The organism is Altibacter sp. HG106, from assembly GCF_028561755.1.
In the GTDB taxonomy this organism is placed as follows: domain Bacteria; phylum Bacteroidota; class Bacteroidia; order Flavobacteriales; family Flavobacteriaceae; genus DFVG01.
This window is the reverse complement of the sequence record NZ_JAQQTD010000004.1, coordinates 300,976-326,586: the sequence shown is the minus strand read 5'-3', so window position 1 is coordinate 326,586 and position 25,611 is coordinate 300,976. Positions and strand designations below refer to the sequence as shown.

The following is a 25,611-nucleotide window of genomic DNA, read 5'->3' as shown; positions in this document are numbered from 1 at the left end:
CGCTTCCCTCCCTAAGCCAAATCAAAAATAGCCAAAATTGTATTAGGGTCAAGAATTTTCAGACAAAATGCCAGCACGTTTTTCCGCAGTTAAGTAATGAACTATGGATTGTGTTTGGAAACGATCAAGCTTACGGCATTTCCCCCAAAGCCTACGGCATTGACCATTACGGTTTGCAATTTGTTTGGCAGGTGACGCCTGTTGGCATAAAATGGATTCTCAATAAATTGATTGTGTTGTAGCATCATTACGGCCAACTCCAAACTCAGCATTCCCGAAGCCGCAAACGTATGGCCTACCAACCATTTGTTGGAGGTAAGCAGCGGCAAGCTATTTCCAAAAACCGACTCAATGGCCGCTTTTTCGGCCAAATCGCCTTTTACGGTTCCCGGTGCATGCATTACAATAGCATCGACCGTTTCAAGTTGGGCTTGTTGTAGCGCAGCTTTCATACTTTTCTGAAAACATTGGGCCTCCTCACTTATGCCACTTCCGTGGGTGATTTTTTCCGTCGCAAAGCCCCAACCACTCAGCAAGGCTTGCGTCCGCTTAGAAACTGATGCTTCTAAGAATGCCACGGCGGCGGCTTCTCCCAACACCATGGTATTGCGTTTTTTCTGAAATCGCATCGACTCACAAGGACGCTCATGTGTTTCTTTGGAATATAATCGCAGCGCCTTCATCTGTGCCAACGTAAAAGGCGTTAACGCTGCTTCAGCACCGCCCGCAATAAACCCTTCGGCCATCCCGGAACGCAACCAGGCAATGCCATTTAAAACCGCATGCAAGGCCGTTGAGCAGGTCACCGAATGCTCGACGGTAATGCCTTGCGCTCCCAAATCTTGTGCGACCCAGGATGAAATATTGCCCAAGGTCGTGGTAGGTGATGTAAAGGGAGATACTTTTCCTTCCTGCTGAAATTCTTGGAAATATTGTTCCCATAATCCGGTGGCACCACGAGAAGAGCCTATGTTAATTCCTAGTCGGTTTTGATTGATTCCTGACAAGGAAAGCTGTCGGGCTGCTTGAATGGCCATCAATACGCTCTTATCGAGGGTGTCGTACCCGTGTCGATCCAAACGAAGCTCATCGAGCGTAGTAATAATTTCTGTGGAGAGTTTCGAGACCCAATCGCTTCCCGCGTCGTGCTTCCATTGGGAAAAACGCGGACTCCCATTTTGATAGGCCTCCCAAATAGCGTGAGACCGACTTCCCAGGGCGGAAAGACTGGTGATTCCTGAAATAGAGATGGCAGATGGGCTCGTTAGGTTCATGTGCTGCAAAAGTACAGTGTATTCTGTACTTCCTTTGGCTACAAACTAAGAATTTTCTGCAGCAACCCTATCGATTGCCTGCCGCAACCCCTCATACAATTGTTCCAATGCTTCCGAAGAGATCACATAAGGCGGTACCAAATACAAGGTGTTTCCAAGCGGACGAAGATAACAACCGCGCTCCATTAAAAAATCGTACATACGCTGTCTTAAATTTCCATAGCGTTCCATAGTGACATTGAGCTCAAAGGCTAGAATAACGCCCAGCGATCTTGGGTTTGACACCAGCGAATGCGATTCCAATTCTTTCACAAACGCCTCATGACCTCCTTGGATTCGCTGAATACCTTTCTGAATTTCTTCGCTTTGCAACAGATCGATCGCTCTGGAGGCGACAGCACATGCCAAGGGGTTGGCGCTATAGGTATGCGCATGAAAAAATCCTTTGGTAATATCGTTATCTAGAAATGCCTCAAAGACCTGCTGGGTGCAACTTGTGATTCCCATTGGCAGCACACCTGCGGTCAAAGCCTTACTCAAGCAGATGATATCAGGGGTTTCGGTGAGGTATTGTGATGCAAAATGCTTTCCGGTCTTTCCAAAGCCTGTCATCACCTCATCGGCGATGCAAAGCACATCGTGCTTTTTACACATTTGGAGCAACGAACTTAACCCGGCCGCGTCGTGAAATTTCATGCCGGCCGCCCCTTGCACCAACGGCTCAAAAATGAAGGCTGCGATGTCGCCAATATCCAAAATTTCTGAAACACCTTCGAAATATTCCGCAGAAACCCCTACTTGTGGTGGGTCGATACGAATAACTTCCATGAAATGTTCCTCAAACGGGCCGTTGTACACCGAAAGATTAGATGCGCTCATCGCGGCCAGGGTGTCGCCGTGAAATCCTTTGGAAAAGGCGAGTAGTTTCTTTCGCTTTTGCCCTTTATTATCATGATACTGTAACGCCATTTTGATGGCTGCTTCCACAGCCGTCGAGCCGTTATCGTTAAAAAAGACCTTCGCTTGATGTGATGGAAGGATCCCTATCAACTTTTCCGCCAATTGTACGGCGGGTTCGTGTGTAAATCCGGTAAAGACCACCTGATCGAGCCGAGCAGCTTGGTCCTGTACCGCTTTGACCAGTTCGGGGTGACAATGCCCGTACACCGCGGTATACCATGACGAAATTCCATCGATATAGGTATTACCCGCTTCATCGAATAACCAAACACCTTCGGCTTTTACAATCCCCAACGGAGGGGCAGCCGTTTGGTGTTGCGTTAACGGATGCCAGATATGATCTCGATCACGTTGTTCTAAGGACATCTCGAAATTGTTTTGCGTATTGAGAGATTAAGGAACGATCAAAATGCTTTTCTTCACGAATACGACCGATCATTGGCACTTTGGTCTTCTCTAAGATGATCGCTTCGGTACTGGGATGTTCATCACCGCTGAACACCATTCCGAAGAGCTTAAGTCCGCGTGCCTGTAACGCTTCCACACTGAGCAAGGTATGATTGATACTTCCCAAATAATGGCGGGAAACTAGAATTACTTTATCAGAAGGCTGAATCAAATCAACTATTGTTTCCGTAGTGTTCAACGGCACCAACAATCCGCCTGCTCCTTCAATAACCAGTGTATTCTCCGTTTGTGGACGAAGGCATTGGTCTGCTTTCAGCCGCCGGCCTTCTATTTCGGCGGCAGCATGCGGACTCATAGGTGTTTGTAATTCGATGGCGGACGGATGAAAAACAGTCCTCGTATTCGCAATCCAAGACTTTACTTTATGGGTGTCGGAATGGTCTAGATCACCTGCCTGAACGGGTTTCCAGTAATCGGCCTCCAGCGCTTCCGTGAGTATGGCTGCCGTGATGGTTTTTCCAACTTCCGTAGAAATTCCGGTTATGAAATAGATGTCCTTCATGCTACAAAAGTAGCCAATCGCACGAGAAGTTCTTCGATTTCTTCGGTCGTGTTGAAGGTGTGCAAGCAAATACGCAACCGCGCTTGTCCTTCAGGCACGGTGGGTGGAAAAATAGGACGCACGTCAAAGCCTTTCGCTGCTAACAATTGCGACACTTTTTTAGCGTTCTTCGGAAGAAGCAATCCCTGAATCGCTGAGCGACTTTCCAGAAAGGAACCGGATGGAAAGTGTTCTTTGACCGTTGTGCGAAAAACATCAATCCGCTGTTGAAGTTGTTCCGAAAGCGCAGCGTTTTCCGTTACATATTCGTAGGCCGCTTGAATCGTCGCAATAGCATGTGGTGGCATTGCCGTGGTATACATAAAAGGCTTGGAGAAATTAATGAGGTATTCTCTCAAGGGGACTTCGCTCAAAACCGCCGCGCCATGACACCCCATTGCCTTTCCAAATGTCACCAGTCTGGCGAACACTTGCGCTTCTAAATCGAGCTCATTTGCTAGTCCGGCACCAAACGCGCCAACCGCATGGGCCTCATCTAAGATCAAATACCATCCCTGTTCCGTACACAGACTACATAGTTCTTTAAGATTTGGGCTATCCCCATCCATTGAAAAAACGGATTCTGTAACCACGTATATCTGCCCGGTGATCTGTTTTCTTTGCACCACTTCTGTTAAATGATCAAGATCATTGTGTCGAAATTTTACCGATTTCGCATGGCTTAACCGAATACCCTCACGAATGGAGGCATGACACAATTCGTCATAGCAAATTAGGTCGCCCCGTTGTGGCACACTACCCAGGAGTCCGATGTTTGCATCGAAACCACTTGTAAAGAACAAGGCCGAATGGGCATTGTGATATTGGGCTACAGTAGCCTCGGCTCGCTCATAGAGCGGATAGTGCCCCGTTAATAACCGTGAACCGGTTGCCCCATTTTTAAGACCTTCCGCTTCCACTACCAGTGCATTCGAACGGTGGAACACCCAGGGATTATGAGCCAACCCCAAATAATCGTTAGAGGCAAAGTCAACAAGCGGGCCCTTCGGTATCAGATGTCGAAATTGGTCATTTCCTTTCCTTTCATCTAACTTTTGCTGCAGTATTTGTGGTAGTTTCATGGCTTTTTCAAAAATAAGACTTGCCGTAAATTTATTGGGGATACAAAGCAAGAATCTCTCATTTTATCTAAAAAATTATTTCGGAACTTCCTATATGATAGATTTATACGTATTTTAAGACTCCAAACTAACTACCTATCTCATTGTCCTCACGCACGCAACACCTTTCCGAATGTTCCAAAGATCACAGCTGGGATGTAGCTATTGTGGGCGGAGGCGCCAGCGGACTGGGAATTGCGGTTGATGCCGCCTCGCGGGGACTCAAAACGATACTCTTCGAACAATATGATTTTGCCAAAGGAACAAGCAGTAAAAGTACCAAACTTGTTCACGGAGGGGTTCGGTATCTGGCCCAGGGCAATATCCATCTCGTGAAAGAAGCGCTGGAAGAACGAGGCATCTTAGAACGCAATGCACGACACCTATTTCATCGGCAAGAATTTATTATTCCGAATTACAAGTGGTGGGGCGGACCCTATTATTCACTCGGACTCAAATTTTATGACCTCCTTTCTAAAGATCTGAGTTTAGGACCTTCTACCTGGATCAAAAAAAAGCACGTTAAGCAAAAGCTGCCAACGCTAAAAACGAAAGGACTCTCCAGTGGGATCTCTTATTTCGACGGGCAGTTTGACGATGCGCGTCTGGCCATTAATCTTGCGCAAACAGCATCTTCTTTGGGAGCCTCGGTCTTCAACTATACGAAAGTAACGAAGTTTGAAAAGGATTCGAACCATCGAATTACACATTTGGAAGTAGAAGATACCGAAACGGGAACCGAGTATGCGATCCCCGCGAAAACCATTGTCAACGCCACCGGAATCTTCACCGATACCATTCAGAAAATGCAGAATCCAAAGCACAAGAAGACCGTGGTACCGAGCCAAGGAATACATTTGATGTTGGAACGCTCGGTCTTAGAAAGCGACACTGCCGTGATGATCCCAAAAACTTCAGACGGACGTGTGTTGTTTGTCATTCCCTGGCATGATAAGGTCATTGCGGGAACCACCGATACCCTCATCAAAAAACCAACCATTGAACCGATACCGCTTAAAGACGAAATCGATTTTATTATCGAAACGCTCAATGCCTATCTGAAAACAGAAGTAACTCGCAAGGACGTGCTTTCCGTATTTAGCGGCTTGCGTCCGCTTGCCAAGCCCAAAAAGGAGGACACTAGTACTAAAGAGGTCTCGCGTAGTCATAAGATATTACAAGATGCTAATCTGGTGAGTATCGTTGGTGGTAAATGGACCACCTATCGCAAAATGGCGGAAGACGTTGTAGATGTCATCTGCCGCAATACCGAGGTTGTGTTTATTCCTTCATCAACCAAAACAATCGCGATTCAAGGAAATATTTCTTCCGAAGAACAGCTCCCCGACGATCACTTACAGATGTATGGGAAAGACCGCAGTGCGTACATCGAATTAGAAAATAGCGATCCGCATTTGCAACAGAAAATTCATCCAAAATACCCCTATACCTTAGGACAAGTTACCTGGGCGGTACAACACGAAATGGCACGTACGGTGGAAGATCTACTTTCACGAAGAATCCGATTATTGCTGCTTGACGCAGCGGCTGCCATAGAAAGCGCCCCCACAGTAGCAAGGCATATGGCTACACTATTGGAGAGGTCGCAGGAATGGGAGGAACAACAAATAGCCTCCTTTAAACAAGTGGCTTCCCTCTACACGCTAATGGATTAAATTTACAGTTATGAAAGAAAAGTACATACTCTCCATCGATCAAGGAACGACCTCTTCGCGCGCTATTGTTTTCAATTATAAAGGGGAAAAAGTGGGCGTGGGGCAACAGGATTTTAAGCAATACTTTCCGAAGTCGGGTTGGGTAGAACACAACGGAATGGAGATTTGGGAATCGCAATGGGTAGCGATCCAAGAAGCTATGGTAACCTGCGGAATTTCGGGCCACGATATTGCCGCTATTGGGATCACCAATCAGCGTGAAACAACCTTGGTGTGGGATCGAAAAACGGGGAAACCCATTCATCGGGCTATCGTTTGGCAGGACAGGCGCACCTCTAAATATTGCGACAAACTTAAGCAAGAAGGGTATGTTGAAACCTTCAAAAAGAAAACCGGGCTCATTTTAGACGCCTATTTTTCAGGAACCAAACTGAAATGGATCTTAGATACTGTTCCCGAAGCTCGTGAAAAAGCGGCTAAAGGCGAGCTTTGCTTTGGAACCATCGATACGTGGTTGATCTGGAAGTTGACAGATGGCCAAGAGCACCTTACGGATGTAAGCAACGCCAGTAGAACCTTGCTATTTAATATTCATAGTCTGAAATGGGATGACGCGTTACTTTCCTTATTAGACATTCCAAAACAGATCCTACCTGAGGTAGTAGATAGTAGCACCATAATTGGGCAAACCTACGACGGGCTATTTGCCACCAATATTCCAATTGCAGGTATCGCCGGAGATCAGCAAGCCGCTTTGTTTGGTCAGCTATGCACCTCCAAAGGAATGGTAAAGAATACGTACGGAACTGGTTGTTTTTTATTGATGAATACCGGTACCGAACCGGTATATTCCAAAAACAACTTGCTGACAACGATTGCCTGGAAGATTGGAGAAAAAGTGGAATACGCCCTTGAAGGAAGTGTTTTCGTAGGAGGTGCTGCCATTCAGTGGCTTCGCGATGGATTAAAGATCATCAATACGGCTTCGGAAACCAATACGCTAGCAAGTTCGGTAGAGGATAACGGTGGAGTTTACTTTGTGCCCGCCCTGACCGGCCTGGGCGCGCCGCATTGGGACAGTTATGCCCGGGGAACTATTATTGGGCTGACCCGAGGCACCAGTAGGGCGCATATCGCGAGAGCGGCGCTTGAAGGAATTGCGTTTCAGGTATATGATATTGTAAAAGCCATGGAAGCCGATGCCAATACCGAAGGAAGTGAATTACGTGTGGATGGAGGAGCTAGCGCAAACGATTTTTTGCTACAGTTTCAAAGCGACATTTTTGAATTTCCCGTAACCCGACCGAAAGAGTTGGAAAGCACTGCGTTGGGTGCCGCTTATTTAGCCGGACTCGCCGTTGGCTATTGGAACTCCATAAACGACCTCCAAGAACAATGGACGGAAGACAAACGTTTTGAGCCAACGAAAGATTCTAAAGAAATAAAAGAAACCATTGATCAATGGCATAAGGCAGTGGCCCGAAGCACCCAATGGATTGAGGAATAAAAAACATAACACGTACTAATTATGAGTCCATTTATCGCTGAAATATTAGGAACCTTTTTACTTATGCTGCTTGGAAACGGAGTTGTAGCCAATGTTCTTCTAAAGAATACGAATGGAGAAAATTCGGGATGGATCGTGATTACCACCGGGTGGGCATTAGCTGTTTATGTAGCCGTACTCGTCGCCGGACCCTATAGTGGTGCCCACATCAATCCTGCCGTTACCGTAGCGTTGGCAGTGGCCGGTTTGTTTGAGTGGACCTCGGTGCCTAGCTACATTCTTGCTCAATTTATTGGAGCCATGTTAGGCTCTTTTACGGTATGGATATTTTACAAAGATCACTATGAGTCTACCGAAGACGGTGCCAGCAAGTTGGCTACTTTCTGCAACCTTCCTGCCATCAAGAACATTCCTCTTAATTTCTTTTGTGAAGTTATTGGAACCTTTGTATTGCTCATCGCTGTATTTTATATTGCCGACCCTGAATTGACACTTGAAAACGAAGGTGTAGTCGCTTTTGGATTAGGGTCTTTAGGCGCGTTGCCGGTGGCATTGGTGGTATGGGCGGTAGGCTTGTCGTTGGGTGGAACGACAGGATATGCTATCAACCCTGCCAGAGATCTAGGTCCGCGTATTGTGTATTCTTTGGTACCCATGAAACATCGAATTACCCATTGGTGGTACGCCTGGATTCCCGTCGCTGGACCCATTGCAGGCGGCGTTTTAGCCGCTGTAGTGTATCTTCTACTACTATGATTCAGCAATCATTCAGAATAAAAAATCCCAAATTTCGCATGAAATTTGGGATTCTTCTATAAGGTTAGATTGTTTATTAATCGGCTAAAACAATCACTTTATTATTATTACACTCAACGGTACCACTGGTAATTTCAAGGACCCACTTTCCTTGGTCGTCTTTCGTAAACTTCTTTTCGAATCCTTCAGCAATCGTCGGGTTTCCGTCAAACTTTACCTTCCCCGCTTCTAAAATAGATACAATCGGGGCGTGATTATTAAGCATTTGAAATTCTCCTTCGACACCCGGAACGGTTACAGAATTCACTTCACCACTCACTAAAGAAGCTTCGGGAGATACAATTTCTAAGTACATATTGTTTAGTATTGAGTAATGAGTATCGAGAAGTTAGTCATTTCTCTTTGAACTAACATCTCAAATCTCAGCACTAAGTTACGCTTCCGCTAACATTTTCTCACCAGCTTCGATCGCTTCTTCGATCGTTCCTTTCAGGTTGAAAGCAGCTTCAGGAAGGTGATCCAATTCTCCATCCATGATCATATTAAATCCTTTGATGGTTTCTTTGATATCTACCAACACTCCAGGAATTCCGGTAAACTGCTCGGCCACGTGGAAAGGTTGTGACAAGAATCGTTGTACACGACGCGCACGGCTTACGGCCAATTTATCTTCTTCCGACAATTCTTCCATTCCTAAGATGGCGATAATGTCTTGTAGTTCTTTATAGCGTTGTAGCAACTCTTTTACGCGCTGTGCACAGTCGTAGTGCTCGGCTCCTAAGATCTCTTTCGTTAAAATTCGAGACGTAGAGTCCAACGGATCTACCGCAGGATAAATTCCTAGCTCGGCAATCTTACGAGACAATACGGTAGTTGCATCCAAGTGAGCAAAGGTTGTTGCCGGTGCCGGGTCGGTAAGGTCATCCGCAGGTACATATACCGCCTGTACAGAAGTAATCGATCCTTTCTTGGTAGAGGTAATACGCTCCTGCATGGCACCCATTTCGGTAGCCAAGGTAGGTTGGTATCCTACCGCAGAAGGCATCCGACCAAGAAGTGCTGACACCTCAGAACCTGCTTGTGTAAATCGGAAAATGTTATCAACGAAGAAAAGCACGTCTTTTCCTTGTCCGTCGCCTGCTCCATCCCGGAAGTATTCTGCGATCGTAAGACCAGAAAGGGCTACACGAGCACGGGCTCCGGGAGGTTCGTTCATCTGACCGAACACAAAGGTTGCTTTACTTTCTTTCATGGCAGCTTTGTCCACCTTGGTCAGGTCCCATCCTCCTTCTTCCATAGAGTGTAAGAAATCGTCACCATACTTAATAATTCCAGATTCTAACATCTCTCGAAGCAAGTCGTTTCCTTCTCGGGTACGTTCTCCAACTCCTGCAAATACAGAAAGTCCCCCGTGCCCTTTTGCGATATTGTTAATCAACTCCTGGATCAAAACGGTTTTACCTACCCCTGCACCTCCAAAGAGTCCAATTTTACCCCCTTTAGCATATGGCTCGATAAGGTCGATTACCTTGATCCCGGTAAATAATACTTCTGTGGACGTGGAAAGATCTTCAAATTTTGGCGCCTCACGGTGAATAGGAAGTCCGTCTTCTCCTTTCTTCGGAAGGTTTCCGATTCCATCGATCGCATCTCCGATCACGTTGAAAAGACGTCCGTAAACATCTTCTCCTACTGGCATCTGAATAGGTGCTCCCGTAGCAACGGCGTCTACACCCCGACTTAAACCGTCGGTAGAGTCCATCGAAATGGTTCGTACGGTGTTTTCTCCGATATGTGACTGAACCTCTAGAATCAAGGCAGTCCCATTGTTATCTACTTCTAATGAATCGTAAATCTTGGGAAGTTCGACATCGTTAGCAAACGTTACGTCTACTACCGGGCCAATGATCTGGGCAACTTTTCCTGTAACTTGTGACATTCTTACCTATTTAATTTATAGTAGTCTAAGGGTCTATTTACTACCCCTGTTTTTAACGGTGCAAAGATAGTTTTTTCCTTTTAAATTCAGCAACCCAAAATTTAGTTTTTTTGGGATTTTTGATTGACAATTGCCTAGGTGGAAGTAAGCGGCTCACAATACGATCGAATTGCTTCCGAAAAATGGTTCAAAACTGATTTCATCACGGCATCCTCTTTGGGGATCGACCGACCGTCAATTTCTACCACGGGCGTTAATTCTCCCATGGTTCCCGTAGCGAAAACACCCTCTGCATTGATAAAATCCGACAATGACAAATTCTTCTCGATCAGTGGAATTTTCATTACCTCGCACATTTCGATGACCGTCTTTCGGGTGATGCCCGGCAAGCAGGCATGCGCATGCGGAGTGAACACCTTACCTTCTTTTACCAAGAAAAGATTGCTACCGTTTAGTTCGGCAACAAAACCATGCTCGTCTAGCATTAATCCGGCATCCTTTCCGGCGACGTTCGCTTGAATTTTCGCCAGAATATTATTTAATAGATTATTGTGATGGATCTTACTGTCTAGAAATTGTGGGGCGTTGCGACGCTGACTCGTACTAATCACTTTAATTCCGGAATCATTATCATATACTAAAGGTTTCCATTCGGCCAACACGATCAAACAGGATCCGCTTTGATTCAGTCTGGGATCCATCCCGCTTGTAATCTTCTCTCCCCGGGTGAGTGTCAAGCGGATGTGCGTATCAGTGGTCATGTCGTTAGCGTCCAAGGTTTTTTTGATGGCTTCTTTAATGACTGCTTTGGAAGGTATATCCACAAACGCCAAAGTCTTTGCGCTTTCCTGTAAGCGGGTTAAATGCGCATCCAAACAGACGATCCCTTCAGGATACACTCGAAGTCCTTCCCATACGGCATCACCGCCCTGCACCACACTATCAAACACGGATACTTTTGCGGCTTCTCTGGAATATAATCGGTCTTTGATATATACCTTAAGGTGTCGATTCTTCTCATTAAAAGTCTGTAGCATAAGAATTGTTTTTTAGAATATGTGGTTGCAATGTTTCATATAACGGCTTTGCCTCCTCGAATAACGACTGAAGATGTTCTGGCACGGGAAGTTCTTTCGGCTGTTGCTGTTTGAAGCCGGTTGTCGCATGCACGTTGGCGTACCAGTGTTTCGCCCAAATACCATCTTCCGGGATACCGCCCTTTGACCATTGTAACATGGATTCTTGAAAGGGAATTTCTAATTTTCCGCAGAGCAATTGAAGGTACGATTTTGGAGCTTTCATCAATTCATCGCTGTCGATAACCAGTGGCGTAGCGTTGTGTTTTTTCAGATAGTTGAATAGCCAAACCGATTTTTTAAGACCGATATCATCTAATGTAGGATGAGAAATCACTTTTGAAAAAGAAACAATCAATTTCTGAGGGTCGCGAATGAGCAATACATTCTTCCAATTCAGTAAAAAGATTGGATCCTCCGAAAGAATATGGTGGGCCATTCCCTTTACAAACACATGTTTTTCTAGCGATTTGTTTTGAATGGCACCAACGATTTCTTCCTCCCGAGCACCTAAAGCATCGACTATCGCCTCTTTCATAGGATGCGCAATGGTGACAGAAGCCCGTTGTAGGTAATTTCCGTAGAAAGGCTCATCCATCACCGCACAATCATCTCGCTGCGCGAAGGCATACATAAGTGCTGTGGATATGTTTCGAGGTCCTGAGAGCAGATTAATGACTTTCATCCTCTAAAAATACACCAAAAATATGGAGTGAAAAACGCTTATTCTACCGTCACCGATTTTGCTAAATTCCGTGGCTGATCAACATTCTTGTCGAGCATCACGGCGATGTGATACGACAGTAACTGTAAGGGAATCGTAGTTACTAGTGGCGTTAGTGTTTCTGGAGTGCGTGGCACTTCCATAATGTAATCGGCCAATTCTTTCACCGTAGTATCCCCCTCTGTAACTACAGCAATAATTTTTCCTTTGCGCGCTTTGATCTCCTCAATGTTACTCACTACTTTTTCATAGTGGTTACTATTCACAGCAATAACCACTACTGGCATGTGTTCATCGATCAACGCAATGGGACCGTGTTTCATTTCTGCGGCAGGATAGCCTTCCGCATGAATATATGAGATCTCTTTCAGCTTAAGCGCGCCTTCCAAAGCTACCGGGAAATTATACCCTCTACCCAAATAGAGGAAGTTAGACGCGTCCTTGAAGATGGCCGCTATCTCTTGAATCTTCTCGTCAGAACGCAAAGCTTCTTCCACGTGTCCTGGAATTCTGCTTAGCTCGTTGAGATGAAGCATATAGTCTGTTTGTGAAAGCGTCCCTTTTTCCTTGGCCAAACGAAGGGCGATCATCATTAAAACGGTAATCTGAGTGGTAAAGGCTTTGGTGGACGCCACCCCAATTTCGGGTCCGGCATGCGTATAGGTACCGCTATGTGTTTCTCTGGAAATGGTAGATCCTACCACATTACATACTCCGTATACAAATGCCCCTTTTTCTTTGGCAAGCTTTATGGCTGCTAGGGTGTCGGCGGTTTCCCCACTCTGTGATATGGCGATCACTACGTCTTTTTCGGTAATTATGGGGTTTCTATAGCGAAATTCGGAAGCGTATTCCACTTCCACTGGGATGCGTGCCAGATCTTCAAAAATATACTCGGCTACCAAGCCTGCGTGCCAAGAGGTACCACACGCCACAATGATGATACGATCGGCGTGGGTGAACTTCTGAATATGATCTTCTAATCCCCCCAGCTTCACGATACCCTGCGATGCTAGTAGTCGGCCACGATAGGTGTCTTTTATAACCGAAGGCTGTTCGTAGATCTCTTTCAGCATAAAATGCTCGTATCCTCCTTTTTCGATCTGTTCTAAGTTCAACTTCAGTTCCTGAATGTAAGGATCAACCAATCGATCATCCTTAATTTTTCGAACTTTTACTTCTTTATTCCGCCGTACAATGGCCATCTCTTCATCTTCCAGATAGATCGCATTGTTGGTAAATTCTATAAAAGGAGTAGCGTCACTTGCTACGAAAAATTCATTATCCCCGATTCCAATGGCCAACGGACTTCCCAGTTTGGCCACCACGATTTCATCGGGTTTCTTTCGGTCAAAGACGGCAATAGCATACGCCCCAACCACTTGGTTTAGTGCTATTTGAACCGCTTTCCCTAGCTTTACATTTTCTTGTTTTTTGATTTCTTCAATCAAATTGACCAGAACTTCCGTATCGGTGTCGCTTGTAAAGGTGTAGCCGCGATTGCTAAGTTCTTTTTTGATCGACGCGTAGTTCTCGATAATTCCATTGTGGATAATCACCAAATCACCACTGTTGGAATAATGGGGGTGTGAATTCACATCGTTTGGCACACCGTGAGTCGCCCAGCGTGTATGCCCAATTCCCAGGGTTCCTTTCGTTTCGATTTCCTTGGCTACTTTTTCCTCTAGATCAGCAACTTTTCCCTGAGTTTTGGATAATTGTATATCGTTTCCGTCATACAAAGCAACTCCAGCACTATCATACCCACGATATTCTAGGCGTTTCAAGCCGTTCAGAATGATGGGGTACGCCTCTCTATTTCCAATATATCCTACAATTCCACACACAATAGCTCCTATTTAATCGGGTTTGGTATAAAAAATCTCCAGGCGTAATCGTTTGTCGATATCGGAACTAAGATTTCCGTGCAAGGCAGTGCCTTCATGAGAAAGAATAACGCCTTGGGGCACACTATTGAGTCCGGGTGCCTGCGACAAACGCACTTCACTAAATTCTGTAAACAGTACGTTTTGTGTCACGACAAGTCCGAGCGCCGCATTGGTTGAGTCTTTACGAATAACATCATTGAGATGGTTTGTGATTCGAATTTTATAGAACTCGCCATTGTTATCACTGCCACGCTCTAATTTCCCCAGGTGGGTTGTCAAGGCTTCGGAAGCGGCTAACCCCGCGGTAAAATCGAAAGAATAATCGATTAGAACATCGCCGTTGTTCACATTGAAAATTTGAATTCTGTCGGGCTCTGAAGCACCCCCGACAATCTTGCTCTGATCTACATAGAACTTCAAATTGGCATCGTTAATCAACCAGTTTTCGGTTCTAATGTCGTCAATATCACGAATACCATTTCCATCGGCATCCCCTTCTAGCACTTCAATATAGGTGATGATTCCATCGCCACCGCCACGTAGATACAGTGTCTCTTCCCCTTCAGAAATATTGGGGTTTGCCAAGGCTGTCTGAAGATCGGTAGGCAGGGGTTCGGTATCGAAGGTATTTACCGTAATGCCATTGAACGGCAATTCAAAAGATCCGTTCACGCGGATAATATTCCCAGCATCATCCGTGAGTCGGTTTCCAGATTCATCTCGCTCTTCCGTATTGCTGGTGAAATAAATGGTCACGTTCGCATTGTCTGGATTGAATAGGAACAAGTTCCCATCGGCAGCTTCTTCTACCTCCATATAGATTCCGCGAAAATAATTTTTAAAGTTTTCATTCGTCAACAATACTTCTTCCCCTTCTTGATCGATGATGTTCTCCTGAAAATAATCTGGAGTGAACTCCACGAGTAATCCGGGATCATAATTAATGGTATCGGTCGCCGTAATGATTTCAATCGCTTCGTTGGAAGGCACAAAGTTTTCAAGTCGCCCTAGTTCGTCCGATAAAAACTGTTCAAAGAGAGAAGCCTGGTTAGAGTAATACGGTTGAGGATCTTCAAAATTTGAATCGGGATCAAGATCTCTGAGGAAGTAGTTAGAACGGTAAAAAGTGATGTTCATAGGCTCACTCCCATAGACCGAATCTAGCGTGAATGTTGTATCGCCGTCACTATTAGTACTCGCATCGTTAAAGAACGGAATATGCAAATACACCTTCGAAATCTCAAATTCGTCTCCGGGATCACCGGTATCGGCATTTGGGCCGTCATTTGGAAAATCAGGATCCTGAAGGCCTTGAGGCAAGAGTACTTGTCCGAGTACATTCGCGCGCATGGTTCCATAGTTAGGGTCGTTATAAATACCCAATTGATTTGTAGGGAGCACATTGGTGCGTATCGGAGGAAGTTTTCGGCTATAGGCGACCACATCGAAAACCGTATCCGGAATTTCAATGTCTTGATCGATCACTTCAGAACCTAAGGTGTTGAAATCTTCTTCACAGGAAGCCATCACAATGAGTACTCCTAAGATTGCCAAAATAGTGGGCAATAGCTTCTTAATCTTCATATACAATTTCTTGTGATAAATTAATCCAATACTTGCGATTGGTAAAAGTCTAAATACGCCTGCTCAAATTCCTCCTTGTTGGGAAACTTTAACACAGGTTTATCAGTGCTTTCGAGGTATGCAGATAATGCAGCAGGCATTTCTTCAGACCCCACAACTACCGCATCGGAATGTTCAGCAGCGAGTTGCATGAGATTTTCGTAGGTAGGTTCTTCCAGTAAGGCTACCGTTTCTTTATCAATACCGTCGAAGGTGACTTTTTCAATCAAGTTCTTATCTAACGTAGCATCGAAGCCTTGATTGTATATAGAGGTCACTATTTTGCTGTTATCAAATAAGGGCTCGTTGCCATAGTACTTCCGAAGGTATAGTGGGAGTAAGGAGGCTAACCAACCGTGCACGTGAATAATGTCGGGTGCCCAATTTAATTTCTTCACCGTTTCAATAACTCCCTTTGCGAAAAAGATGGCTCGCTCGTCATTATCTGGAAACAGATTTCCGTCCTCATCGGCAAAAGTCGCTTTGCGTTTGAAGTACTCGTCATTATCTATGAAGTACACCTGCATCCGCTCTTTTGGAATCGAGGCCACTTTAATAATCAGCGGCATATCCATATCATTAATCACCAGGTTCATCCCGGAAAGGCGAATAACTTCATGCAATTGGTGGCGTCGTTCATTGATATTACCATACCGCGGCATGAAAATTCGGATTTGACCGCCATTGTTGTTCACCATTCGTGGGGCTTCAAACGACATCGAAGAAATCTCGGTCTCCGGAAGGTAAGGAATCACTTCAGAAGACACATACAAGACTCTTTTATCTTTCATAAATTTGGACTTTTCGGATACTGCTTTTAAAACAAGCGCAAAAGTACGAAAATTTATGCATATTGCCCTTAATATCTTAATTTTGCTGCCCTTTTAATTCGTAACCCATGGTGTACCACCATAAAGATTCTATTCGAGATGTACTCGAGGCGTATTACAAGATGAACGCCCCTATTGGGTTGGTTCCAACCATGGGAGCGTTGCATCACGGTCATTTAGAACTGATCGCACGCTCACAGGCTGAAAACGCGATTACTATCATCTCGATTTTCGTTAATCCCACTCAATTCGACAATGCCGGCGATCTGGAAAAATATCCAAGAACCCTCGAGCAAGACGTTGCCATGATCAAGGAATTAGCGGGTAATTTTATCGTTTTTAACCCCAGTCCCGAACACCTCTATGAAGATGATGTTCGCTCTCAATCCTACGATTTTGGTGGTATTGAAAAGGAAATGGAAGGTGCTCATCGTACCGGTCATTTTGATGGCGTGGGTACCGTGCTATCTTTATTTTTTAAAGCGCTAAAGCCCACCAATGCCTATTTCGGAGAAAAAGATTTTCAACAGTTACAGATCGTGCGAAAGCTGGTGGAAATCGAATCGCTTCCCGTCACTATTGTAGGGTGTCCCATTGTTCGGGAGGAAAGCGGACTCGCCATGAGTTCTCGTAACAAACGCCTAAATGAAACCGAATTAGAAGAAGCCACCCTTTTGCATAAAACACTATTGGGAGCTACCGAACGATTTGAATCGCATACCATAGAGGAACTTAAAAAATGGGCGATCCATGAGTTTGAAAAAAATCCAAACATCCAATTGGAATATTTCGAAATTGCGGAAGCCGACACCCTTACGTCGGTTTCAGAAAAGAAGAAAAACACTCAATACCGCGTATTTTTAGCTGCTTTTGTAGGCCCTGTTCGCCTCATCGATAATATGGCGCTAAATTAATACCTTTGCCTCATGCAAATTCACGTCGTAAAATCAAAGATCCACCGCGTAAAAGTAACCGGTGCCGACCTCAACTATATAGGCAGCATTACCATTGATGAAGACCTCATGGATGCCGCTAACATTATTCAGGGTGAGAAGGTTCAAATTGTCAACAATAACAATGGAGAGCGTTTGGAAACTTACGCCATACCGGGCCCGCGTGGCAGTGGTGAAATTACTTTAAACGGTGCCGCGGCACGTAAGGTAGCTCCGGGGGATGTGCTTATCCTCATTACCTACGCCATCATGGAACTGGAAGCTGCCAAGACCTTCCAACCCGCCCTTGTTTTTCCCAATGAAGAAAATAATCTACTTAGCTGAGTTTGAAAAAATCGGTTTCTAAATTCTTAAAAATCGCCCTGCCCTTAGCGCTGGGTATTTTCCTCATTATCTGGTCGTATTCGAGGTTTTCCGCGGCACAACTCACCGAAATAAAAACCCACTTTAAAGCGGCCGATTACACCTATGTAATTCTGGCGGTCGTACTCAGTATTTTAAGTCATCTTTTTCGAGCCGTTCGTTGGAATTTAATGTTGGCGCCATTGGGCTATCAACCTAAATTGCTCAATAATTTTATGGCCATTTCAATCGCCTACCTCATGAATATCTTTATTCCGAAAAGCGGTGAGGTATCCAGAGGAATTGTGATTAATAAATACGAAGAGGTTCCGTTCGATAAGGCCTTCGGAACTATAATCTCGGAACGCGTCATCGATCTCGTTTTCCTTCTGGGCTTCACATTAGTGGCACTATGGTTACAGTACGACGTACTTTACGAGTATCTGACCCAGCTCATTCCCATCGCTAAATTGGCCTATTTATTTTTCGGGGTGGTCGCTTTTGGCGTATTGTTTTTGCTGTTCCTAAAGTATTCCCGTTCTGCCCTTCGACAGAAAATAAAAGGATTTCTCAGCGGGTTGCGAGATGGGGTTTTCACTATTTTTACCATGAAAAAGAAAGGCTTGTTCCTACTGCAAACCTGCATCATTTGGGGCTTGTATTTGCTGTCTTTCTACGTCTCGCTATTCGCTTTAGAAGCAACCTCCGGAATTGCGTTAGGCACGATCATTATCACCTTTGTCGTGGGAAGCTTTTCGTTTGCGTTTACGAACAGCGGATTTGGGTCATATCCTTTCTTTGTTGCAGGAATTTTAGCTGTTTTTGGGGTGGCTGAAACCGTTGGCACAGCATTCGGCTGGATTGTCTGGACGTCCAATATTGTGACGCTCATTGCGTTTGGCGGACTCTCCCTTCTTTTTCTTCCGCTCTATAATCAGAAGAAGGTATAATTCCCGAACCTTGCTTCTCAGCAACGATTCAAAAATTAGTATCTTTCGGCAACTAACATTGAGGCCCTATGAAGCAGTTTTCTCTTTTCCTATTCACGGTTTTTTGTATTTCGATAGCTAGCGGACAGTCCCGAATTATCTATGAAACGTTTTATTCCGCTAAAATGGATCAAGATCGCAAGCTGAAAATTCAGTTGCCGCGTGACTACGAGACCAATACCGAGAAGGTATATCCTATCGTGGTCGTCTTGGACGGAAATTATCTCTTTGAGCCCGTTGCCGGAAATGTAGATTATTTCAGCTATTGGGAAGATATGCCAGAATCGTTGGTGGTTGGTATTATGCAGGGAGACCAGCGATATGACGACTGCGATTATGACGACACCACCTTCTTCCCCTCAGACACCGGCTCGAAATTCTTCGAATTTATTGGGATGGAACTCATTCAATATCTTGATGAAAATTATCGCACCGCACAATTTGTGATTGGTGTGGGCCATGATTTTACCGCCAACTTTTTGAATTATTATCTTTTTAAAGACCCACCGCTTCTCAACGGTTACATAAATTTGAGTCCGGATCTCGCTCCCTTAATGGACGAACGACTGCCGGAACGTATTCCTTCGATAGAAACTAAAACCTTCTATTATCTCGCCACAGGAACCGACGATGTGAAAGACCTTCAGGAAATATCCAAAGGACTTGACGCGCGCTTGCGTCCGTTGAGCTCTGAAAATTTCTCCTATTACTTCGACAATTTTGAGGGAGCTACCCATTATTCTTTAGTTGGGCATGGTATCCCAAACGCCTTAGAGAAAATATTCTCAGTCTACCGCCCCATTAGCAAAACTGAATTTAATGATGTGGTCATGAAGTTGGAAACGCCCGTTAACGAGTACCTAAAGGAAAAATACACAACCATTGAAGAACTTTTTGGCCTGTCGAATCCCATACGTATTAACGATTTTATTGCCGTAGCCACGGCTGCGGAAAAAAAGAGCCAGTGGGAGGCCTTACGCGACATAGCCTCCATGGCCCAGCGCCAATACCCAGATACGGTATTAGGCGATTATTATATGGCGCGGTTTTATGAGGAAACGGGTGATCCGAAAAAAGCAATGCGAACCTATCAGGGCGGATTTGACAAAGAGGAAGTTGAATTTATCACGGTAGACCTCATGCTAGATCGGGCTGATCGCATCAAAGAGGATTTTGGATTTTAATTACTGAAACAGCTCCCCAACCACGGTTATGGCGAAAACAAAAACAGCTTTCTTCTGTCAGAATTGCGGCAGCCAATTCTCGAAATGGCAAGGTCAATGTAGTTCTTGCAAAGAGTGGAATACCATTGCCGAAGAGGTGGTTCAGAAGGCTTCCGGTACTTCCTGGAAATCTTCAGAAGCGAAACAACAGCGACGTCCAAAGCCACAGCGTATTCAAGAAATTGACGCGCACACCGAAGCCCGCTTCAACACTCAAAACGAAGAATTGAATCGCGTGCTGGGAGGCGGGCTCGTGCCCGGCTCATTAACCTTACTCGGCGGAGAGCCCGGTATTGGAAAGAGTACCTTAATGTTACAAGTGGCGCTCCAATGGAAGCGAAAGACCTTATATGTTTCGGGGGAAGAGAGTGCCCAACAAATAAAGTTGCGTGCCGAGCGCATTCAACCCGATGCCGCACATTGTTTTATTCTAACGGAAACTCAAACACAACAAATCTTTCAGCAAATAGAAGCGGTAGCCCCAGATTTGGTGATTATCGACTCCATTCAAACGCTTCACACCGATGCAATTGATAGCAGTCCCGGGAGCATTTCACAAATTCGCGAAACGACCGCAGAGCTTATCAAGTTTGCGAAAGAAACCCATACGCCCGTTGTATTGATAGGCCATATCACCAAAGACGGTCAAATCGCAGGACCCAAGATTCTTGAACATATGGTAGATACGGTGCTGCAATTTGAAGGCGATCGAAATCATGTGTACCGTATTCTGCGTGCCCATAAGAATCGCTTCGGAAGCACCCACGAATTAGGCATCTACGAAATGCTGGGCAACGGATTGCGAGAAGTGGCCAACCCCTCTGAAATTTTACTATCAAAAAATGATGAAGACCTCAGCGGAACGGCGGTTGCAGCTACCTTAGAAGGGATGCGACCCCTGATGATCGAAATTCAAGCCCTCGTAAGTTCTGCCGTGTACGGAACGCCCCAACGCAGTGCTACCGGGTACAATAGCAAACGTTTAAATATGCTGCTGGCCGTACTCGAGAAGCGTGCCGGCTTTAAACTAGGTGCCAAAGATGTGTTCTTGAACATCACCGGAGGTATTTCTGTTGACGATCCTGCCTTAGATCTGGCCGTTGTAGGAGCAGTCCTTTCCTCAAATATTGACATGGCCATCGACAAGCAGCTGTGCTTTGCCGCAGAAATTGGATTAGCGGGTGAAGTTCGGCCTGTAACGCGTGTAGAACAACGTATTTCGGAAGCAGAAAAATTAGGGTTTCGCGCTATTATTATTTCCAAATACTGCAAACTCTCTAAGAAATACCCCGATATTCAGGTCATTAAGGTGGGGAAAGTACACGATGTGGTTCGACATCTTTTTGGCTAACAAATTGGTACGATTTCTGCTAACGTATGGGTGCTATGAAGAATCTATGTACCTGCCTGCTTCTCGCCCTATTGGCGGTAAGCTGCAAACAAATACAACAAGCCACAGACGTCATTACGCAACCCACCCCTAGAGAGGTGTATGAACGACGTTTTGACGAAACGAATATCGCCTATCAAGAATGGGTAGCCATGTATCAATCTTCCCAACAAGACAGCCTCGAGGCTCCCCTACCCTTTTCCTTATCGGGACAATTACAAGCACCTAACATCAAGGCATTTGCCTATGATGTTTTGATTCAGCAAGGAGAGCGACTTTTCGTTACGGTAGTTTCAAAACCCGATAGCCTTCAGTTCTTTTTAGACGCGTTTCGAAAAGATCAAAAAGACCCGGTGGTTTATTCTGAAGAAAATAACAATACCTTCACCTACCTAGCCGAACGTACCGATACCTTAAAGGTTGTGATTCAACCCGAATTATACGCTAGCGGGAACTTTCAGCTCCAGATGTACACCCAACCCAGTTATGCCTTTCCCGTGGCGGGTGCCGACAACCGCAATGTGCAAAGCTTTTGGGGCGCAGCGCGTGACGGCGGAAGGCGGTCCCACGAAGGGATCGACATTTTTGCAGCAAGAGGCACACCCGTGGTGGCAGCCATTGATGGCAGGGTGAGTTCCACGGGGAAACGCGGACTGGGAGGAAAGCAAGTGTGGTTGCGCGATGGACTATTTGGTGCCTCGCTCTACTACGCCCATTTAGACAGCATCGCTGTTCGCAACGGTATGCGTGTAAAAGTGGGTGACACCTTAGGTTTTGTGGGGAATAGCGGAAACGCGCGAACCACGGCTCCTCATTTACATTTTGGAATTTATAAAGGGTATTCCGGAGCGGTGAATCCGTATCCGTTTGTAGCTCAGCAGAAGATACCTGAACAAAACATCAAAAGCGTTGAAACCGCGGCTCGTATCGGTAGGAATAACGCCGAGCTCCGTACGGGCCCAAGTACAAAATTCAATCAAATTGCAGGCTTGAGGCAACGAGATACTGTAGCCGTCTATGGACAGACAGAGAACTGGTATCACATTAAGTTGCAAGACAGTGTTGGCGGGTTTATGCATCGATCGCTGCTGGAACTGCTTCCGTAGAATTAACTTTTCGTTAAGCGCAAGTAGCATGTAGACACGTTATCTTTAGATTCCAACTAAAGTTTCGCAACCATGTCTGTATTCTCAAAAATCAAAAAGACCTTTCAATTAATGAAAACGGTGGACCTCGATGCCCTGGGAAAATTATCCCAGAAGGTAGATCTTTCCGAAGTGATGAGCGCTGTAGGGGAATTGGATGACCGACAATTGAAAGGCTTAATGAAAATGCTAAAAAGCCAGGGGAAGAAAGGACAACATCAACTACCCCCTATCGATGGTGATTTCTATGATTTGAGTCGGAAACTCACACCAAGGCAACGTGAAATCCAGTTAAAGGTGCGACATTTCATGGAGAAGGAAGTGAAGCCCATTGCCAATTATTATTGGAACCGGGCAGAGTTTCCACATGAAATCATTCCGAAGATGGCCGAATTGGATATCTGTGGTATCGCATACGATGGAATTGGCCCCGACGAGCAAACCTTTTTGATGGAAGGGATCATTGCGATGGAGCTCGCACGCATTGACGTTTCCATTTCTACTTTTTTTGGGGTTCACAGTGGGTTGGCCATGGGTTCTATTTATCTCTGCGGAAGTGAATCGCAAAAGCAAGAATGGCTTCCGAAGATGCAAAAAATGGAACAAATTGGCGCGTTTGGATTAACCGAACCTGAAGTAGGATCTGGCGTTGCGGGCGGTCTGGGCACTACGTGTAGAAGAGAAGGAGACGAATGGGTGTTGAATGGACAGAAAAAATGGATTGGTAATGCGACCTTTTCGGATGTTACTATTATCTGGGCTCGAGATGAAGAAAGCGGACGTGTGAAAGGGTTTTTAGTACGCAAAGGAAATCCTGGGTTTGTGGCGGAAAAAATGGAGGATAAAATGGCACTGCGTACCGTTCAGAATGCCTTGATCACCATGACCGAGTGCCGCGTTCCGGAAAGTGATCGCCTACAAAAATGTGATTCTTTCAAAGACACTGCAAAAGTGTTGAAAATGACGCGTGCCGCAGTGGCATGGCAAGCAGTCGGGTGTGCACGAGGCGCGTATGAAAGCGCCTTGAAATACACGAAAAAACGTGAACAATTTGGAAGACCTATTGCCTCTTTTCAGTTGATTCAAAATCACTTGGTCGAGATGCTTTCCAATTTAACCGCTATGCAGACCTTGTGTTTCCGACTTTCAGAATTGCAAGACGCCGATTTGTTAACCGATGAACACGCTTCTTTGGCCAAAGTATTTTGTAGTATGAGAACCCGCGATGTGGTAAGTCAGGCGCGCGAAGTCATGGGCGGAAACGGTATTCTCTTAGACCACGATGTGGCGCGCTTTGTTGCCGATGCCGAGGCGATTTACAGTTACGAAGGCACCAAAGAAATCAACACCTTGATCGTAGGACGCGCCATCACGGGCTATAGCGCCTTTGTAAGTTAAATATCGCTCAACAACTGATTGATCTCATCTAATTTTGGAGCTAAGATCACTTCAATACGTCTGTTCTTGGCTCTTCCTTCTGAAGTGGTGTTAGGAGCCATCGGCGCATATTCTCCTCTTCCTGCTGCGGTTAGATTATCCTTTGGAATCTGATTGTTTGTAGTGAGGATGGTCACAATTGCGGTCGCTCTCTTGGTGGATAAATCCCAATTGTCCTGAATGTTACCATTCCCTGAATACGGCACATTGTCGGTATGGCCTTCAATTAAGACGGCTATCTCTGGATTGTCGGCCAACACCTTACCAAGCGCCACGACTGCTTCTCTACCTCTTGCATTCACAGCCCAGCTTCCACTTTCAAAAAGCAATTTGTTTTCCATAGAAACGTACACTTTCCCATCGCGTTGCTCTACGGTTAGCCCCTTTCCTTCAAATTGTGTGAGGGCTGCAGAAATCGCATCTTTTAGGGCACGCATCTTGGCATCTTTGCTCGCAATGATTCCTTCCAATTCTGCTACACGTTGAGAACGGGCTTCAAGTTCTTTCTGAAGTGTGCTGAGGCGCTGCTCTTCGAGCGCTAAGGCCTTTTCTTTGGCCTCCAGTTGCTTGAGCAAGTTTCGGTTGCGCTCCAAATTTTCAGTAAGGGCGGAAGAACTGTTGGCTTCCAGCGCATCGTAGGACGCTTGCAGTCGGTTTAAGTTTCCACTAACGGCTTCTAAGTCCATCGCCAACTGTGTGTTTTCAGCCTTTAAGTTTTTAATGGTTTCTTCCAACTGCTCAACGCGATAGCCTTCTCCCTTTCCGGAGCGACCATCCAATTGCGACATTAGCGAGGCGTTCTCCGCTTTTAGTCGCTCATTCTGCGCTTTGAGGTCTTCGTATAATTGGGAACTCACACAAGAGATTCCGGTGAAGGCAAGTAGGAGGAGCAATAATCCTTTGTACAGCGTGTTCATGGGGTAGCGTTTAAAATTCAAATTCAACCAATAACGGACAGTGATCACTGTGTTTGGCTTCGGATAATATAACGGAGCGTTTCAGATTTTCTTGCAAGGGTTCTGCCACCATGTGATAATCAATTCTCCAGCCTTTGTTATTATTGCGTGCATTGGCACGGTAGCTCCACCAGGTGTAATGATGTGGCTCTTTGTTGAAGTGGCGGAAACTGTCGATAAAACCACTATCAATAAAGTTTCCAATCCATTCGCGCTCTACGGGAAGAAAACCCGACACGTTCTTGTTGCGTACAGGATCGTGAATATCGATGGCTTCATGACAAATATTATAATCTCCACAGACCAAAAGATTTGGGTGGGTTTCCCGAAGCTGATTTATGTATTGCTGAAAATCATCCATATAGGTTAATTTATGTTCCAACCGCGCCATATTAGTGCCGCTGGGCAGGTACAGGCTCATAATGGACAGCTCCTCAAAATCCACACGAACATTGCGTCCTTCATCATCCATATAGTCAATACCCGTTCCGTATTCCACATGATTGGGTTCTTTCTTAGATAATATGGCAACGCCACTATACCCTTTCTTCTTGGCGCTGAACCAATAGTGATAAGGGTAGCCCGCGGCTTCAATCGCTTCAATATCTACCTGGTCTTCCATGGCTTTGGTTTCTTGTAGGCAAACCACGTCGGGGTTGGCCGATGTTAACCATTCTAAAAATCCTTTGCGCATGGCGGCGCGAATGCCGTTGACGTTATATGAGATCACCTTCATAAGATACTTTTTTGTCGCTGTGGCTAAATTAAATAACATCGTATTTTTACCGATCG

General features: G+C 45.4%; 23 protein-coding genes. 10 read left to right on the top strand and 13 right to left on the bottom strand.

What is annotated here, in order from left to right:
• Positions 1 to 101: 101 nt before the first annotated feature.
• Genes PO830_RS08740 through PO830_RS08725 form a run of 4 tightly spaced genes read right to left on the bottom strand, consistent with a single transcriptional unit; the run spans position 102 to position 4,325 of the window.
• Positions 102 to 1,274 (bottom strand): beta-ketoacyl synthase N-terminal-like domain-containing protein, encoded by a 1,173-nt coding sequence (locus PO830_RS08740; RefSeq protein ID WP_272853163.1) that lies wholly within the window; start codon positions 1,272 to 1,274, stop codon positions 102 to 104.
• Between the two features lie 45 nt (positions 1,275 to 1,319).
• Positions 1,320 to 2,600, bottom strand: a complete 1,281-nt coding sequence (gene bioA / locus PO830_RS08735; RefSeq protein WP_272853162.1) for an adenosylmethionine--8-amino-7-oxononanoate transaminase — start codon at positions 2,598 to 2,600, stop codon at positions 1,320 to 1,322.
• Entirely contained in the window at positions 2,581 to 3,204 is a 624-nt protein-coding gene (gene bioD / locus PO830_RS08730) for a dethiobiotin synthase (protein WP_272853161.1), read from the bottom strand. Before bioD ends, bioA begins: the two co-directional genes overlap by 20 nt.
• A complete protein-coding gene (locus PO830_RS08725; RefSeq protein WP_272853160.1) occupies positions 3,201 to 4,325 on the bottom strand; it encodes an aminotransferase class I/II-fold pyridoxal phosphate-dependent enzyme in 1,125 nt (374 codons plus the stop codon). The genes bioD and PO830_RS08725 overlap by 4 nt, the downstream gene beginning before the upstream one ends.
• A 143-nt stretch (positions 4,326 to 4,468) precedes the next feature.
• On the opposite strand from PO830_RS08725, the gene PO830_RS08720 reads away from it, so the two are divergent.
• From PO830_RS08720 to PO830_RS08710, 3 genes are read left to right on the top strand one after another with little or no spacing between them, the layout of a single operon-like run.
• Positions 4,469 to 6,040, top strand: a complete 1,572-nt coding sequence (locus PO830_RS08720; RefSeq protein ID WP_272853159.1) for a glycerol-3-phosphate dehydrogenase/oxidase — start codon at positions 4,469 to 4,471, stop codon at positions 6,038 to 6,040.
• Between the two features lie 10 nt (positions 6,041 to 6,050).
• Positions 6,051 to 7,547 (top strand): glycerol kinase GlpK, encoded by a 1,497-nt coding sequence (gene glpK, locus PO830_RS08715; protein ID WP_272853158.1) that lies wholly within the window; start codon positions 6,051 to 6,053, stop codon positions 7,545 to 7,547.
• A 21-nt stretch (positions 7,548 to 7,568) separates the two neighbouring features.
• Complete coding sequence (locus PO830_RS08710; protein WP_272853157.1) at positions 7,569 to 8,303, top strand: MIP/aquaporin family protein; 735 nt, start codon at positions 7,569 to 7,571, stop codon at positions 8,301 to 8,303.
• Positions 8,304 to 8,379: 76 nt separating this feature from the next.
• Here PO830_RS08710 and PO830_RS08705 read toward each other — a convergent pair whose 3' ends face one another.
• The 7 genes from PO830_RS08705 to PO830_RS08675 form a co-directional block, all read right to left on the bottom strand.
• The gene (locus PO830_RS08705; RefSeq protein WP_272853156.1) at positions 8,380 to 8,658 is read right to left on the bottom strand and encodes a F0F1 ATP synthase subunit epsilon; all 279 of its coding nucleotides are present in this window, start codon (positions 8,656 to 8,658) and stop codon (positions 8,380 to 8,382) included.
• A gap of 78 nt (positions 8,659 to 8,736) precedes the next feature.
• Positions 8,737 to 10,242: a F0F1 ATP synthase subunit beta gene (atpD, locus tag PO830_RS08700; protein WP_272853155.1), complete on the bottom strand. Its 1,506-nt coding sequence runs from the start codon at positions 10,240 to 10,242 to the stop codon at positions 8,737 to 8,739.
• Positions 10,243 to 10,376: 134 nt separating this feature from the next.
• Positions 10,377 to 11,279 (bottom strand): aminotransferase class IV, encoded by a 903-nt coding sequence (locus tag PO830_RS08695; protein ID WP_272853154.1) that lies wholly within the window; start codon positions 11,277 to 11,279, stop codon positions 10,377 to 10,379.
• Complete coding sequence (locus PO830_RS08690; protein WP_272853153.1) at positions 11,263 to 12,003, bottom strand: sulfotransferase family protein; 741 nt, start codon at positions 12,001 to 12,003, stop codon at positions 11,263 to 11,265. Before PO830_RS08690 ends, PO830_RS08695 begins: the two co-directional genes overlap by 17 nt.
• Before the next feature lie 38 nt (positions 12,004 to 12,041).
• Positions 12,042 to 13,889, bottom strand: a complete 1,848-nt coding sequence (gene glmS, locus PO830_RS08685) for a glutamine--fructose-6-phosphate transaminase (isomerizing) (RefSeq protein ID WP_272853152.1) — start codon at positions 13,887 to 13,889, stop codon at positions 12,042 to 12,044.
• Positions 13,890 to 13,901: 12 nt separating this feature from the next.
• Positions 13,902 to 15,515, bottom strand: coding sequence for a DUF4270 domain-containing protein (locus tag PO830_RS08680; RefSeq protein WP_272853151.1), 1,614 nt, complete (start codon positions 15,513 to 15,515; stop codon positions 13,902 to 13,904).
• A gap of 20 nt (positions 15,516 to 15,535) precedes the next feature.
• Positions 15,536 to 16,345: a glycogen/starch synthase gene (locus tag PO830_RS08675; RefSeq protein WP_272853150.1), complete on the bottom strand. Its 810-nt coding sequence runs from the start codon at positions 16,343 to 16,345 to the stop codon at positions 15,536 to 15,538.
• A 107-nt stretch (positions 16,346 to 16,452) separates the two neighbouring features.
• Between PO830_RS08675 and panC the strand changes: the two genes are divergently transcribed.
• The 7 genes from panC to PO830_RS08640 all read left to right on the top strand — a co-directional run bounded on the left by panC (position 16,453) and on the right by PO830_RS08640 (position 23,824).
• Complete coding sequence (gene panC, locus PO830_RS08670; protein WP_272853149.1) at positions 16,453 to 17,298, top strand: pantoate--beta-alanine ligase; 846 nt, start codon at positions 16,453 to 16,455, stop codon at positions 17,296 to 17,298.
• A 12-nt stretch (positions 17,299 to 17,310) separates the two neighbouring features.
• Positions 17,311 to 17,661: an aspartate 1-decarboxylase gene (gene panD / locus PO830_RS08665; protein ID WP_272853148.1), complete on the top strand. Its 351-nt coding sequence runs from the start codon at positions 17,311 to 17,313 to the stop codon at positions 17,659 to 17,661.
• Positions 17,662 to 17,663: 2 nt separating this feature from the next.
• Positions 17,664 to 18,629, top strand: coding sequence for a lysylphosphatidylglycerol synthase transmembrane domain-containing protein (locus tag PO830_RS08660; protein ID WP_272853147.1), 966 nt, complete (start codon positions 17,664 to 17,666; stop codon positions 18,627 to 18,629).
• Between the two features lie 68 nt (positions 18,630 to 18,697).
• Positions 18,698 to 19,852: an alpha/beta hydrolase gene (locus PO830_RS08655; protein WP_272853146.1), complete on the top strand. Its 1,155-nt coding sequence runs from the start codon at positions 18,698 to 18,700 to the stop codon at positions 19,850 to 19,852.
• A 28-nt stretch (positions 19,853 to 19,880) separates the two neighbouring features.
• Positions 19,881 to 21,242 carry a DNA repair protein RadA gene (gene radA, locus PO830_RS08650; protein WP_272853145.1) on the top strand — a complete coding sequence of 454 codons (1,362 nt, stop codon included), beginning with the start codon at positions 19,881 to 19,883 and terminating at the stop codon, positions 21,240 to 21,242.
• Between the two features lie 35 nt (positions 21,243 to 21,277).
• Positions 21,278 to 22,387, top strand: coding sequence for a M23 family metallopeptidase (locus PO830_RS08645; RefSeq protein ID WP_272853144.1), 1,110 nt, complete (start codon positions 21,278 to 21,280; stop codon positions 22,385 to 22,387).
• Between the two features lie 72 nt (positions 22,388 to 22,459).
• On the top strand, positions 22,460 to 23,824 hold the full coding sequence (locus tag PO830_RS08640; RefSeq protein WP_272853143.1) for an acyl-CoA dehydrogenase family protein: 1,365 nt from the start codon (positions 22,460 to 22,462) through the stop codon (positions 23,822 to 23,824).
• On the opposite strand, the gene PO830_RS08635 is transcribed toward PO830_RS08640, so the two are convergent.
• Together PO830_RS08635 and PO830_RS08630 are read right to left on the bottom strand one after the other, a co-directional pair.
• Entirely contained in the window at positions 23,821 to 24,780 is a 960-nt protein-coding gene (locus PO830_RS08635) for an OmpA family protein (protein WP_272853142.1), read from the bottom strand. The two genes, PO830_RS08640 and PO830_RS08635, sit on opposite strands and share 4 nt — an antisense overlap.
• 10 nt (positions 24,781 to 24,790) lie before the next feature.
• The gene (locus PO830_RS08630) at positions 24,791 to 25,555 is read right to left on the bottom strand and encodes an exodeoxyribonuclease III (protein ID WP_272853141.1); all 765 of its coding nucleotides are present in this window, start codon (positions 25,553 to 25,555) and stop codon (positions 24,791 to 24,793) included.
• Positions 25,556 to 25,611: the final 56 nt, after the last annotated feature.